Raw genomic sequence first — 14,767 nt, 5'->3', positions numbered from 1 at the left:
CATGCTCGATATTTCCACTTGGTTTAATGACCTGCTAGCTGGCAACACGATTTTCACCGCGGATACGCTGGGCTACTACTGGGAAGGCCTGGTTACGACCACTCAGCTGGTATTTTTATCGCTTGTTGCGGGGCTCATTCTCGCTGTTCCGCTGGCCATCATGCGCAGTTCCAAGCATAAATGGATCAGTCTGCCGATTTACCTCTACACCTACATTTTTCGTGGCACTCCGCTGCTGATTCAGCTCTATATCATCTACTACGGCGTAGTATTTATTGACGGCATTCAAGAGAGCTTTTTATGGCCGGTGCTGCGTGAAGCCTTCTACCCAGCGCTGATCGCCTTCACGCTGAATACTGCCGCTTACACTACCGAGATTTTTCGGGGCGCCATCAAAGCCACCGCTAAGGGCGAGATTGAGGCCGCTCGTGCCTATGGCATGTCGCAGAATTTAATGATGCGTCGAATCATCTTACCCAGCGCCTTTCGCCGCGCCCTGCCCGCCTACGGCAATGAAGTGATTTTTATGCTTCACGCCAGTGCCATTGCCAGCGTGGTCACACTGATGGATTTAACCGGTGCCGCACGCTTTGTCTACGCTCGCTACTACGCACCTTTCGAGGCGTTTCTATTCGTGGCTGCGATTTATCTATGCTTAACGTTCGCGATTTTGTTCTTCTTTCGTTATCTGGAGAAAAAGCTGCTGGCCCACCTACGGCCTCAAGACGCTTAAGCATGGAAAACCGGTTGATCATGGAAAAACGGTGCAAGCGTCAAACAAACGTTGGTTCACAACGTAACGTCCCCTTTTCGTCAACGCCAACCTGGGTTAGTTTAATTGTCGGCTAACAACTATTTGTCAGTTAAAAACGGGGATCACTTTTAAGTGAACCCGCTTTCTACGGAGTAATAAGATGAAAAAACTACTATCTCTTTCGCTGCTAGGCTTGGCAGTCGCTGCCGCATCCTCGGCACAGGCGCGTGATTACGACAATGTACGCATTGGCGTGGACGTTCCTTACGAGCCTATGGAGTTCCGCACCGCTGAAGGCGAACTTACCGGTTTTGACATCGATCTGGGTAACGAGCTATGTGACCGCATGGGCGTTACCTGCGAATGGGTTGAGCAAGAGTGGGACGGCATTATTCCCGGCCTAATGTCACGCAACTACGACGCCATCATGTCGTCAATGACCATTAACGACGAACGCCGCGAGCAAGTGCTGTTCTCTGACCCTTACATCACTATGCCCTCTGCATGGTTTGCGGCAAGCGATCTGGGTATCAGCGAAGCCACCAAAGAGACGCTGGAAGGCATGACCATCGGCGTTCAGCGCGGCACCCTGCAGGACAACTACGTAACGGATAATTTCAGTGACGTGGCCGACATTAGCCGCTACTCCACCGCCGATGATATGGTGCTGGATATGGAAGCTGAGCGTCTGGACATTGTGTTCCTCGACTTCCCAATTGGCCAATCCACCCTGCTGGAAAGCGAAGAAGCTGAGTACGTGGTGATTGGCGAGCGCATCAGTGAACCTAAAGAGTACTTCGGTGACGGCTTTGGCATCGCCTTCCGTCAGCGCGACGAAGCGCTAGCCGAAAAATTCAACGAAGCCCTGGCTGAAGTGCAAGAAGACGGCACTTACGACGAGATCTACAGCCGTTATTTCGGTGAAGAAGAGTAAGCATCAAAGCAAGCTTTAATGTCTATCAACCGACCATCACCCCGGCAATCGCCGGGGTGATGCGTTTCTGTCTAACGCATTCAATTTAGTGAACTAGGTAAAGCTACCTCTGTCTGTGTATCATTGCGCCTATTCAACATGGAGGTTTTATGGCTCATTCGACTAGCCCACATGCAGGCACTCTCCCTCGCCCCTCTTCCCACTGGACAGGTTGGGGCCAGTGGCTGGCGCTGATCACCATGACCGTGGATCACCTTACCCGCTATGTGCTGCCCGGTGATTGGGATTTAAGCTGGGCAGGCTCTTCCATTGGCCGTATCGCCTTTCCACTGTTTGCCGCCATGGTGGCTTGGCACGGGCTATTTAATACCCGCAATCCGTTACGCTACTCGCGGCGTATTTTAATTATCGGCCTGGTCGCCCAGCTTCCTTACATGATGATGCCACGCTCATCAGACGCATTTATTCTTAATGTCTGCTTTACCCTTGCCAGTGGCTTAGCCTTGGGGACGCTGGTACGTCAGGGATGGCAGCACTACCAACAGCAAACGCTAGGTTTACCCTGGCTGTTAGCAGGCGCGGCGGTAGGCGTTACGGTGTGGTACTTGCTCGGTTTTTGGGTGGAATACGGTCACAACGGGCTGTTGCTAATTCCGCTGTTAATGTTTGCCATGCATGCGCTTAGCCAAGCAGAAAGCCATTTTCAAGCGCGCCTATGGGCAGGCCTAGCGGCGTTTCCGGTGCTTTGGATTGCCGGGCAGATGAATGCCTCTGATATGGCCAAATCGTTTACCGTAGGCACCTGCCTATTTGTGCTTATTCTTGCTGCAGGCGCAGCTCAGCGCATCCCCCCTGTCAGCTTAGCTATGCCGCGCCGTTTATGGCTGGCGTGGTATCCCGGCCACTTTGCATTAATTGCCTTATGGGTAGTGCTTAGCGGTCAACTGGCTTAAGCGCTCAGATCATTGCATCTTATCGCGCATCCAGGGCTGGTAGCGGCACAGCCGCGCCCGCCCTTCGGTCTTGGCACGATACATCGCAACATCCGCCTGTTTAAGCACCTCCTCGTGGTCACAGTCTGCTGTCGTAAAGCAGGTATACCCTATGCTGGGTGTTACCTCCGTATCCTGGCTTGCCAATCGGTAAGGCGGAGAGAGCGCCTGCTGAACCTTGCGCATATAACTCTCAGCGCGTGCTTCGAGTGGTGCCTCTGCCTTCCCTTCCATCAGCGCCAGCAATACAAATTCATCACCGCTGAGACGAGCAGCCATATCTCCCTCACTCAGACAACTTTCCAGGCGGCGAGCTACCTGCACCAATAGGTCATCCCCTGTAGCGTGGCCCCAGGTATCGTTAATCAACTTAAAGCGATCCAGATCTAAGAACATCAATAAACCGCTCTGCGTTTCGGTTTGATTTTGGTCGCAGAGCGTTTCCAGACGTTCGATAAATAGGCGGCGATTGGGTAAGTCAGTGAGTGAATCATAGAACGCCTGACGGTGAATAACCTCTTCATTGCGCTTACGCTCGGTGAAATCCTCAACAATCACAATACCGCCCACAATCTCGTCATCAACGCTACGCACTCCGTTGAAAAAAGCACGCACCGGCGTACCTTCCGCACGGCTAGATAAGCAAGACATTAACTGGGAGCCTTCATAATATCCGGCACCTTTATCCAGCGCATTTTGAGCAGCCGATGCTATATCCGGATCCACATCGTGCTGCATACAAAACCCCAGTAGTTTAGAACGGTCAAGAGACAAAATTTTCAATAAGTTTTCATTGCTGCCGGTAACGCTGCCTGTTTTGTCGAAATGCAGCACGCCTAACGGAGAGTGCTGAAAAATAGAGAGGTACCGATTTTCGCTTTCAAGCAGCTCTACTTCACGGGCTGCCATCGTCAAATTCAGCTCAATATTATTATGAATGAGACGGCCTAAACGATGACTGGTAGCGATTAGCAATGCCACAAAAACACCCAATAGAACACCAATCATGGTATGGGTTGGGGCATCAGAGAATATAAATAATAGCTGCAGTGGAATCGCAATAGGCAGTATGAAGAAAAGAACCATCCACCATAGAGCAGATAGCATCGTCACGCTTCCCGCCACCACACCAGCTAGAACAATGGCTAAAGCGGCAGCCTGCGCAGGCCGTTCACCGTCAAACATTAACAGGCCGCCCACGCCCCATACGCACCCCGTCAGGAATACCGTAATGACAAACAAACGCAGCCAACGTGGATGTTCTTGATCCGCGGAAGAGGCGCGTAAAAAGTGGACAGCAATTCTTAAACGTAACCCATAAACCAGCAATATCGCGATAAGCCAGCCCACTAACACAGCAGAGCTAGTCATTTCCTTCATAAGAAAAGCTAATAAAAAAGCGCCTAATACACCTGCAAAAACGGGCTGCCAAACATTGCCATATAGCAAACGTATTTTTTCGTGACGCAAACGTTTTGTAAGATTTTTCTCGTTGGATGAATTAACCATTCACAACCTTCCATATATTTTTTTGTAATATGTTGAAGACTTACAAAAATCAATAAATTCAAATATTTAAAATAAATTAGACTGGTCATATGCAAAAGAAGAGGATCAAATAACCTAATGAGGCCAGAATAAATAATAAACTAATACTTAGCACTGCAAAAATTGTTAAATTTCATGAATTTTGAAAAACAGAATTCCACTACCTACCTAAAATCAAATACACCTCAGCCCTTGGAGGTTAACCCAACGGCTGGGGTGCAGTTTAGAGAAGGCGGCTTGTGGCGCTACTGCTTAATGCAAAAGCTTAATGCTGGCGGCGGTGCCTCAGGCAGTAACGCGCTGCAGGCGTTCACTTTTTCCAGCAGTTCGGCATGGTTAGGGGCGAGGATATTGACGTGGGCAAGCTTACGCCCGGCGCGCTCGGCTTTGTCATAACGATGCAGGTGCGTATTGGCAAGCGCGAGCATCGCCGCGTTGTCGCCCTCACGGCCAATGATGTTAATCATGCAGGTAGGCGCAATCGCCTGGGTATCGCCCAAGGGCAAGCCTTGTATCGCCCGCAGGTGGTTTTCAAACTGGCTGGTCACCGCGCCATCCATTGTCCAGTGGCCGGAATTATGGACGCGGGGCGCCATTTCATTGGCCAGTAGGCTGCCATCGCGGGTTTGAAACAGCTCTAGCGCCAGCACGCCCACATAATCCAGTTCATCGAGCAGCGCACGAATATAGCCATCAGCGGTCTGCTGAACGCTGGCATCCAGATCCGGCAGCGGCGCCACCGAGTAGCGCAAAATTCCGTCTACGTGCTGGTTCTCGGCCATGGGGTAGAACACCACCTCGCCATCGCGCCCGCGCACGGCGATCATCGAAACTTCGCGCACGAAGTCGACAAAGGCCTCAACGACCAGTTGCGAGTGCCCGATAGCGTTCCACGCCTCGCCCGCTTGCTCAGGCTGCTTTAAGACCGCCTGGCCTTTGCCGTCGTAGCCCTCAGTGACCGACTTAGCCACCACCGGACATCCCAGCTCACGGGCAGCCGCTTCAAGCTGCTCGGCGCTCTCTACCACCCGATAAGCAGGCGTAGGGATGCCTAAACGGTCAAACAGTGTCTTCTCTTCGACCCGGTTCTGGCACACTTCAATGGCACGGCTACTAGGATAGACCGGCTTGTGCTGCTCGATCTCACGCACCAGTTCAACGGGTAAGTGCTCAAATTCGTAGGTCACCACGTCAACCTTGGCCAAAAACTCGGCTAAGTGCTGGTTGTCGGGGTCAACAATCACCTCACCGATACCCGCACTGGGATTTCCCGTGGTATCCAGGAAGGTAAACCGATTGCCCAGCGGATAGCCCGCTAGCGCCAACATACGCCCTAATTGGCCTGCGCCAAGTATGCCGATGTTTTTTGCAATGTCGGTTTTGACAACGTCGCTCTTTGCGATACCAGAGCTCATGGGCAGGCTCCTTATTCTGCTTCCGGCTCAGGGCGCGGATCCGGGTTATCAAGGACTTTCTGCGTCTGCTCAGCACGAAATGCTTCTACTGCGCTGCGTACAGTGGCATCTTGCAGGCCGACAATTTGCGCCGCCAACAAGCCTGCGTTGGTGGCGCCCGCTTTGCCAATCGCCAAGGTGCCCACCGCAATGCCGCCCGGCATTTGCGCGATGGAGAGCAGAGAATCCAGGCCTTTCAGGGCTTTCGACTCCACCGGCACACCCAGCACCGGCAGCGCTGTTTGCGAAGCCACCATACCCGGCAAGTGAGCAGCACCGCCCGCGCCTGCCACAATCACCTGCAAACCGCGCTCGGCAGCACTCTTGGCATAGTCGAACAGCAGGTCAGGCGTGCGGTGCGCCGAGACGACCCGCGTTTCATAAGCCACGCCCAAACGCTCTAGCATAGAGACAGCGTGCTCCATGACCGGCCAATCAGACTTGGATCCCATGATCACGCCCACCTTGGGTGCGCTGTTCGATGACATGCAAAACTCCTCGGCCCAATGGCCTATAAAAAGCGAATCTAAATTGAAAAAACAGCGTGCACCGCGTCAGGCACACATCAAAATAGGAAGGCGAATAGTCTACCAGAGCTAGCCCCTTTGCGGGCTTTGCTGAGGTCGTGAAATTTTCATCAAAATAGGCATTGAAATGCGCCCCGGTTGGCGGCATTGTGTGTTTGTCATTTCAGACTGATGGAGCCACATGAGCACGGCACGCGCAACTGCCACTGCGGAACAGCTTGATCCTCCGCGAAGCAGCCCTGACCTCGACGTCAGGGAACTTGAAAAACGTACGCGATTAATGCGTATTATCACGCGTCTGATCGCTGTATCAGACCTAGGAAGCCGAGAAATTGCCCGCCGGGCAGGGCTTCCCGTTCAGAAAATTAGCGACTTGCTCGCCGGAAGGCTAGAGCATCTGGGAGTGGACGAACTCCACGCCCTGCGTCGCACCTTAGAGCTGGAGGCGCCATAGCAGACACTTTTTCTGCTGTTCCCACTCCGCTACTCATCACAGGCCGCCTCACGGCGGTCTGGCAAAGTCTTTATTCAGGCCAGCCCCACCCCGATCGCCCCATTTAGTTCGCGATAAGTATCCCCCCAAACGCGACGATAGCCACCACGACCCAAGCGGGCAGTTTCCATACGGTTAATAGCAAGAAACCGCTGAGCGCCAATGCAAACTCTTCTGCGCCAATAATTGCGCTTGTCCACACTGGCTGATAAAGCGCTGCGCCTAAAATACCCACCACTGCCGCATTAGCACCACGCATCAGCGCTTGGGCGCTACCCCACTGACGAAATTGATTCCAAAACGGCAACACCCCCACCAAGAGCAAAAAGCCGGGGATGAAAATCGCCAACAGCGCCAACAAAGCGCCAACTAAACCATTGATACCGGGCAACAGCGCGCCCAGATAAGCCGCGAAGGTAAATAACGGCCCTGGCACCGCCTGTGCCGCGCCGTAGCCTGCCAAAAACTCATCTGGGGTAACCCAGCCCGACTGCACCACTTCCGCTTCTAATAGCGGCAGCACTACATGCCCACCACCAAACACCAACGCACCTGAGCGGTAAAACCCATCAGCGATATCTAACCAAACCGTCGCTCCTGCTAATAGCGGCAGTAGAATCAACAGCCCACTGAATAAACCCAGCGCCACCATGCCTGCTCGGCGCGATACCGGAAAATGCAGCGAGTCACTTGTTTTACCAGCAGCGCTATCCCTACAAAGTGCGAGTCCGGCGAAGCCACCTAACACAATCGCCGCGACCTGGCCCAGCGGGCCACTGACTAGTACCACCGTAAATACTGCCGCAAGTGCTATTCCCGCACGGGTTTTATCGGGGCAGAGGTTGCGCGCCATGCCCCATACCGCGTGAGCAACAATGGCAACCGCCACTACTTTCAAGCCATGAATAATACCGCTGGCGATAGGGCCATCGAGCACCGCTGCGCCAAAGGCAAACAGCACCAGCACAATCGCGGAAGGTAGCGTAAACGCTAGCCACGCCATGGCCGCGCCCCAGGGCCCTGCGCGCAACAAGCCAAGTGCAAAGCCCACCTGACTACTCGCGGGCCCCGGCAAAAACTGGCATAGCGCCACTAGATCCGCATAGGCACTTTCGGTTAACCACTTGCGGCGTTCCACAAACGCGGTGCGAAAATAGCCAAGATGCGCTACCGGGCCACCAAAAGAGGTCAGCCCAAGCAGTAAAAAAGCGAGGAATACCTCTTTAACCCGCGAGGAAGAGTGCGGTATTTCCGACATACGGTCGGCTCCTTATTTTCAATCAGAGTCGTGTAAGCCCAGATGGTGTTAGCCAGAATCAGTACCTTACATGATCCGATTGACATTAGGATGACAGCTCACCAAGATCAAGAGCGACAGATTCAACGACTTATGGAGCGTTACATGGCTACCCATTCTGATGAGTTCTTACGCCTTACCGAAGCGGCAAAACAACGTACGACACAAATCTCTCCCAGCGAAGCCAAAGCACGCATCGCTGAAGGCCATTTAGTCTTAGATGTACGCGATAAAGAAGAGTTTGAGCAGGGGCATATTGATAACGCCGTTAATATCAGCCGCGGCACCTTGGAAATGCGCATCCATGAGGCAGTACCTGATAAAGATACGCCTATCGTTTGTCATTGCGCTGGGGGTAACCGAGGCGCATTAGCCGCTGACACGCTGCAGCAACTCGGTTACACCCAGGTGGTCAATATTGAAGGCGGCTTAAAAGCGTATAAAGATGAAGAAACGCGCTAAGCCGCCCTTTTAACCGCTAGATATGGAGGTTAAAGCTCCCCGTCCGTGACCGCGCCGGTACTCGCCGAACTAACCAAGCGCGCATATTTGGCCAATACGCCGCGAGTGTAACGGGGTTCCGGCTGCTGCCACGCAGCGCGGCGGCGGATCATTTCATCATCCGATATATCCACGTCGATGGTATCCGCTTCCGCATCAATGGTGATGGTGTCGCCATTTTCCACCAGCGCCAGCGGGCCACCGTCGAAGGCTTCTGGTGACACATGTCCGACCACAAAACCGTGGCTACCGCCCGAGAAACGTCCATCGGTGATCAGCGCCACATCATTGCCTAGGCCTCGGCCCATAATCGCGGATGTCGGCGTGAGCATTTCGCGCATACCCGGGCCACCTTTCGGACCTTCGTAGCGAATCACCACCACATCACCCGCGACCACCGTGCCATCGTTAATGCGCGCCTGCGCCTCTTCTTCCGAACCGAATACCCGCGCCGAACCCGAGAAGCGCGTGCCTTCTTTGCCGGTAATCTTCGCTACCGCGCCTTCCGGCGCGAGGTTGCCGTAAAGCATGCGCAGATGGCTCTCCGTTTTAATCGGGTTACCTAAGGGGGCGATAATCGGCGGCTCAGCAGGATAGGGCTCGACCTCAGCCAAGTTCTCTTCCAGCGTTTTACCCGTAACGGTTAAGCACTCACCGTTGAGTAGACCGGCATCCAGCAGCATTTTCATCAGCGGCTGAATACCGCCAATCGCTACCAGCTCGCTCATCATGTAGTGGCCACTGGGGCGCAGGTCAGCCAGTACCGGCACACGCTTACCAATCTCGGTAAAGTCAGCAAGGGTAAGTTCAACGCCTATGGTGCGCGCCATGCCAATCAAGTGCAGTACCGCGTTAGTTGAACCGCCCAGGGCAATCACCACGGTGATCGCATTCTCAAACGCCTCTCGGGTCATAATATCGGAAGGTTTGATATCGTCAGCCAGCAGCGCCAGCACCGCCTCGCCCGCGGCTTTACAATCGTCACGCTTCTCTTGGGAGATAGCGTTCTGCGCCGAGCTACCCGGCAGGCTCATACCCAGCGCTTCAATCGCCGAGGCCATGGTGTTGGCGGTGTACATACCACCACAGGAACCAGGCCCAGGAATCGCCGTTTCTTCGATGTTTTTAAGCTCGATCAGATCGATATCACCACGGGAATGCGCACCCATCGCTTCAAACACCGAGACGATATCAGTGTGCCCTTTGCCGGGCATAATAGTGCCGCCGTACACGAACACACTGGGGCGGTTCAAGCGCGCCAACCCCATCAGGCAGCCCGGCATATTCTTATCGCAGCCGCCAATCGCGACCAAGCCATCAAAGCCTTCGCAGCCCGCGACGGTTTCGATGGAATCGGCGATCACTTCCCGGGATACCAGTGAATACTTCATACCTTCGGTGCCGTTGGCAATACCATCCGAAATGGTGATGGTATTGAAAATCACACCTTTACCACCGCCCGCGTCCGCGCCATCACGGGCAAACTCGGCCAGCTCATTAATATGGCTATTGCACGGCGTCACCATGCTCCAGGTAGAAGCAATCCCCACCTGAGGCTTTTTGAAATCTTCGTCATTAAAACCCACGGCGCGCAACATGGCGCGGCTAGCGGCTTTGCCGGGGCCATCGACCACTTGAGCAGAGTGGCGGCGGGAATTATTGGTAGACTCGGTCATTAGGTTCTCTCTTAGCGTTGTTCACGGTATCCGCATAGCTTGGCGATATAATCCCCATCCCGCAAGACGATTAACACTTAGCGGCTCAATCCTTCAAACGCTTACACAAATGAAATATCGACCAAGCTTATCCTCCCTCGTCGCTATGGTGGTTAGGAACTCCGCACTGGATAGAGTGAGTTCAGTCCACCACATTCACTCACCGATTGAGTGAATGTAAAAAAACTCATCTATACAAAAAGCAAAAAAATCATTTCACTAAAGACAAATTCAAATGAAGCACTTATAATCCTTCACTTTAATTAACCATGAGCAGAGAATTAAGAAATGGAACAGCAAGAACTGTTGAAGGATGTAATTGAGCCAATCTACCGTGCTAAATTTTGGATGCAGCTAACGGGCGTTATGCTGATTATTTCTGGGATTTTGAGCGCTATTTCCATCGTCGGCATCATTGTTGCCTGGATCCCTGTTTGGGCAGGCATTGTGTTAATGCAATCGGCCAAAGCAGCTAACAAAGCTTTCCAAAGCGGTGATGCACGTGAGACAAAATTTGCTCTTGAGAAGATCAAAACGCACTTCACTATCTTCGGCGTATTGATCCTAATATATCTCGCCATTTTTGTCGGTGCGATGCTGTTCGGTGCGATTGGCTTTGGCTCAATGATGATGTCGTACTGAGCACTTCATGTTGAAACATTAAGTCGGCCACCAGCGCTGCTTATGCCTTAAAATTCCGGCTACCACTTAAGATGTGGTGGCCGGTTTCAGTTATATCCCCTCTATGACCATCTAAGATAAGCTCTTAAGACACCAGCTGCTAAGACATAAACTCCTAAGACATAAGTCCTAGCGGTTAAAAAAAATAGCACCCACTTATCCAGATTTGAGAACATTCTGCAGAGAGCTGCACCCTATGTCACTATAGTGGACACCCCTGCCGTGAAGGAACACCGTGCATGTCTGCAAACCCACTGCTCTCAAAAACGCCCTTAGCGCCGGGCTTTATGGTGGTACACGCCAATCGCCTGGAAGATTTGCGCGGTTTGGCAGTGGAGTGGATGCGCCGACACCCGCTCTCGCCGCTAGAAAATGAAACTATTCTGGTGCAGAGCAACGGTATCGGACAGTGGCTAAAACTGGCATTGGCAGAAGACCCGGCTCAAGGCGGGGCGGGCATTGCAGCAGCGCTGAACGTCACGCTGCCTGCGCGTTTTCTATGGCAGGCCTACCGCACGGTGCTGACGCAGCTGACCCATGACGATCAGGCGGTTCCCGAAACCTCGCCATTTGATAAATCGCGGCTGATATGGCGCTTACTGCGCCTGCTGCCTAGCCTTGCCGAGCAGAAAGCTTTTGCGCCGCTAGCGCGCTTTTTAGAAGTTGACCGCGACCAGCGCAAGCATTACCAACTAGCCGAGCGGCTGGCGGATCTGTTTGATCAGTATCAGGTGTATCGCGCCGACTGGCTGGACGCCTGGGCGAAGGACAACGATGTACTCATCACCGCCCGTGGCGAAGCCCGCCCGCTGGAAGAACACCAGCTTTGGCAGCCTGCGTTATGGCGCGCCCTACGCGACGATGTGGCCAACACTCAGGGCGAAGCGGGCCTTAACAGTAGCCGCGCCCAGGTACACAGCCGCTTTTTGGAAGTTGCTAAACAGCTTGAAGGCCAAGACTGCCCGAACGGGCTGCCCAGGCGGCTGATTATTTTCGGTATTTCATCGCTGCCGCAACAAACACTAGAAGCACTCGCGGCGCTGTCGCGCTGCTGCCAAATCGTGCTCTGTGTGCACAACCCCTGCCAGTTCTACTGGGCGGATATTATCGAACACAAGGATCTGCTACGCGCCAGCCGCTACCGCCAGCAGCGCAAAGCTGGCATGCCGGATGCATTAGACGTGCTGGGCACCGGTGACGCCAGCGATGCCCTGCATTTGCACGCCCAACCGCTGCTAGCAGCCTGGGGCAAGCAAGGGCGCGATTACCTGCGCCTGCTCGATGAGCACGACGATTCGGGCAACTACCAAACGCTCTTCGAGCAGCAAGCGCTGCGCATTGATATGTTTGAGCCATTTAGCGATGGCGAACGCAGCTGCCTACTCAGCCAGCTCCAAGACGATATTCGCGAACTGCGCCCAGTAACAGAAACCCAAACCCATTGGCCCGCGTTAGACCCGGCCAGCGACGACTCTATCGTGTTTCATATCGCTCACGGCCCCCAGCGGGAAGTGGAGATTCTTCACGACCAGCTACTCGCAGCCTTCAGCGCCGACCCGGATTTACGCCCCCGCGACATCATTGTCATGGTGCCGGATGTTGACCGCTACGCGCCGCATATTGAAGCCGTGTTCGGCCAGTACCGTTCCGCTTTTGGTAGCTATCACTCGAAACCCGACGACCCGCGCTACATTCCCTACACGCTGTCGGATCAGGCCAGCCGCCACCGATTGCCGATGATGATTGCGCTGGAAAAACTGCTGCGCCTGCCGGAGCTGCGCCTATCGGTAAGCGACCTGTTAGACCTGTTGGAAGTCCCCGCGCTGCGTACCCGCTTTGGCATTGATGAGCACGACCTGCCGACGCTCAGCCGCTGGATTGAAGGTGCAGGCATCCGCTGGGGGCTGAATGCAGAACAGCGCACCCAGCTGGATCTACCCGAAGGCCTCACCCAAAACACCTGGGCCTTTGGCCTGCGCCGCCTGCTGCTGGGTTACACGGTAGGTAGCGCCGACGCCTGGCAAGGCATCGAGCCGTTTGATGATATTGGTGGGCTAGAAGCCTCACTGGCTGGGCCGCTGGCGAACCTGCTGGAGAAGCTGGAAAGCACCTGGGAAACCTTCTGCCAACCCACGGACGCCGCCACCTGGGTGGCCCGGCTGCGCGAGTTACTTGAAACGTATTTTCTCACCGACGACGCCCAAGAAAGCGTGATGCTGACTAAGCTGGAGACTGCGCTTCAACAGCTATTAGACAGCACCGAAGAAGCCGAGCTTTTTGACCCAATGCCGCTCTCCATGGTGCGCGAACACTGGCTGGGGCAGATCGACGAGCACAGCCTTTCCCAGCGCTTTCTGGCCGGGGCGGTTAACTTCGCCACCTTAATGCCCATGCGCGCCATCCCGTTTAAGCGGGTCTGTTTGCTGGGTATGAACGACGGCGAATACCCACGTTCCCAGCCGCCTTTGGATTTCGATTTGATGGGCAGCGACTACCGCCCCGGCGACCGCTCGCGGCGGGAAGATGACCGCTACCTGTTTTTGGAAGCGCTGCTCTCCGCCCGCCAGCAGCTCTATATTAGCTGGGTAGGCCGCAGCCAGATTGACAACAACCCCATGCCGCCCTCGGTGCTAGTCGGCCAACTGCGCGACCATCTTACAGCGGGCTGGCACACCCAGAACGGCGAGCCACTGCTTGATGCCCTGACCACCGAGCACCCGCTACAGCCGTTCAGCCGCCGCTACTTTGCTGATCAAATCAGCGACTCCCCCGCTCAAGCACGGCTGTTTACATATGCCCACGAGTGGCACGCCCTACACGCCCCTAGGAATATAAGCCGCGCTGGTGCCCCACCTCCAAGGGTGGAAGCAGAGAGCAAACAACCGGTTTCGTTAACCCTGGCCCAGCTAGGCGGCTTTCTGCGTGAACCCGCCAAAGCGTTTTTCAATCACCGCCTGGGGGTCTATTTTGAGCAGGAAGAACTCACCCAGCTGGACGTTGAACCCTTCACACTAGATGGGCTGCAGAACTGGCAGTTACAGGATCAGTTAATCGCCGCCCAACGCCATGCCGTGGATAACGGCCAGCCGCGTATTGAAGCGCTACATGCCGAATTGGAACGCTTTAAAGGTCAGGGGGTGTTAGCAGTGGGTGCCTTTGGCGAGCGGATGCGTGAAGCCCTGGCGGAACCGATGGAGGCACTGTTTGGCGCTTACGAAGAAGCGCTGCAAGAGTGGCCCCAGGTGGTAGCAGCGCCCCAGGCGGTGCATGTTGTTGAAGGGGCTGAAAGAGCTGAAGGAGCTAAAGGAAAGGTAACGCTGGAAGACTGGCTGGGCGAGCTAAGAGAAGACCACGAGGGCAACCGCTGCCGCCTATTACTGCTCAGCAGCAGCTTGGTCAGCCAAGGGCGTGGGCGTGGCCAGTACCGCTGGCAGCACCTACTGCGCCCTTGGGTGGCCCACTTAGCGGGCAATAGTGAGCGCCCAATGACCACCCAGCTACTTTCAAAAGCGGGCCATGTGCGGCTTGAGCCGCTAGATACCGACAATGCCCGCTTCCAGCTGCAAGCCCTGCTCAGCGCCTGGTGCGATGGCATGCAGGCGCCGCTCCCATTGGCTCCTCAAGCCGCTTTCGCCTGGCTAGCTAAGCAGGGAACGTCAGAATCTGAGGCCGACAGCGACGCCTACGCCGCCGCCGAAACTGCCTACGAAGGCGGCCGTTTCCAAACCGGCGAAGTCGCCCAAAGCGCCTATCTCTCCCACCAATGGCCGAACTTTGAGCGGCTATTTAGTGAGCGCGCCCTAGGCCACAGTTTCGCCACATTGAGCGAAGCGCTCTATGCGCCGTTGCACAAATCGGTGAAGAATTAATG

At 54.6% G+C, this 14,767-nt stretch carries 12 protein-coding genes; 7 read left to right on the top strand and 5 right to left on the bottom strand.

Annotated elements, in window-relative coordinates:
• Position 1: 1 nt before the first annotated feature.
• The 3 genes from J7J49_RS20785 (at position 2) to J7J49_RS20775 (ending at position 2,641) form a co-directional block, all read left to right on the top strand.
• Positions 2 to 733 carry an ABC transporter permease gene (locus J7J49_RS20785; RefSeq protein WP_064234729.1) on the top strand — a complete coding sequence of 244 codons (732 nt, stop codon included), beginning with the start codon at positions 2 to 4 and terminating at the stop codon, positions 731 to 733.
• 181 nt (positions 734 to 914) lie between these two features.
• Positions 915 to 1,688: a transporter substrate-binding domain-containing protein gene (locus tag J7J49_RS20780; RefSeq protein WP_064234730.1), complete on the top strand. Its 774-nt coding sequence runs from the start codon at positions 915 to 917 to the stop codon at positions 1,686 to 1,688.
• 149 nt (positions 1,689 to 1,837) lie between these two features.
• Complete coding sequence (locus tag J7J49_RS20775; RefSeq protein ID WP_215095377.1) at positions 1,838 to 2,641, top strand: TraX family protein; 804 nt, start codon at positions 1,838 to 1,840, stop codon at positions 2,639 to 2,641.
• A gap of 9 nt (positions 2,642 to 2,650) precedes the next feature.
• On the opposite strand, the gene J7J49_RS20770 is transcribed toward J7J49_RS20775, so the two are convergent.
• The 3 genes from J7J49_RS20770 to purE all read right to left on the bottom strand — a co-directional run bounded on the left by J7J49_RS20770 (position 2,651) and on the right by purE (position 6,170).
• A complete protein-coding gene (locus tag J7J49_RS20770; protein ID WP_251048440.1) occupies positions 2,651 to 4,051 on the bottom strand; it encodes a diguanylate cyclase domain-containing protein in 1,401 nt (466 codons plus the stop codon).
• Between the two features lie 422 nt (positions 4,052 to 4,473).
• Positions 4,474 to 5,643 (bottom strand): 5-(carboxyamino)imidazole ribonucleotide synthase, encoded by a 1,170-nt coding sequence (locus tag J7J49_RS20765; protein ID WP_215095373.1) that lies wholly within the window; start codon positions 5,641 to 5,643, stop codon positions 4,474 to 4,476.
• Positions 5,644 to 5,654: 11 nt separating this feature from the next.
• Entirely contained in the window at positions 5,655 to 6,170 is a 516-nt protein-coding gene (purE, locus tag J7J49_RS20760; protein ID WP_064234734.1) for a 5-(carboxyamino)imidazole ribonucleotide mutase, read from the bottom strand.
• Positions 6,171 to 6,390: 220 nt separating this feature from the next.
• On the opposite strand from purE, the gene J7J49_RS20755 reads away from it, so the two are divergent.
• Positions 6,391 to 6,663, top strand: coding sequence for an XRE family transcriptional regulator (locus J7J49_RS20755; RefSeq protein WP_008958942.1), 273 nt, complete (start codon positions 6,391 to 6,393; stop codon positions 6,661 to 6,663).
• 103 nt (positions 6,664 to 6,766) lie between these two features.
• Here J7J49_RS20755 and chrA read toward each other — a convergent pair whose 3' ends face one another.
• Positions 6,767 to 7,960, bottom strand: a complete 1,194-nt coding sequence (gene chrA / locus J7J49_RS20750) for a chromate efflux transporter (protein WP_215095371.1) — start codon at positions 7,958 to 7,960, stop codon at positions 6,767 to 6,769.
• Between the two features lie 144 nt (positions 7,961 to 8,104).
• On the opposite strand from chrA, the gene J7J49_RS20745 reads away from it, so the two are divergent.
• Positions 8,105 to 8,461, top strand: a complete 357-nt coding sequence (locus J7J49_RS20745; RefSeq protein WP_215095369.1) for a rhodanese-like domain-containing protein — start codon at positions 8,105 to 8,107, stop codon at positions 8,459 to 8,461.
• Positions 8,462 to 8,490: 29 nt separating this feature from the next.
• Here J7J49_RS20745 and ilvD read toward each other — a convergent pair whose 3' ends face one another.
• A complete protein-coding gene (ilvD, locus tag J7J49_RS20740; RefSeq protein ID WP_215095367.1) occupies positions 8,491 to 10,176 on the bottom strand; it encodes a dihydroxy-acid dehydratase in 1,686 nt (561 codons plus the stop codon).
• Positions 10,177 to 10,503: 327 nt separating this feature from the next.
• Here ilvD and J7J49_RS20735 point away from each other — a divergent pair, with 327 nt between their 5' ends.
• Both J7J49_RS20735 and recC read left to right on the top strand, forming a co-directional pair.
• A complete protein-coding gene (locus J7J49_RS20735) occupies positions 10,504 to 10,857 on the top strand; it encodes a DUF5362 family protein (protein ID WP_215095365.1) in 354 nt (117 codons plus the stop codon).
• A 278-nt stretch (positions 10,858 to 11,135) separates the two neighbouring features.
• Entirely contained in the window at positions 11,136 to 14,765 is a 3,630-nt protein-coding gene (gene recC / locus J7J49_RS20730) for an exodeoxyribonuclease V subunit gamma (protein ID WP_215095363.1), read from the top strand.
• The last annotated feature ends 2 nt before the right edge of the window (positions 14,766 to 14,767 follow it).

This window comes from Halomonas sp. ISL-56, from assembly GCF_018612805.1.
Classification (GTDB): Bacteria; Pseudomonadota; Gammaproteobacteria; order Pseudomonadales; family Halomonadaceae; genus Vreelandella.
This window is presented reverse-complemented; position numbering and strand designations above follow the sequence as displayed.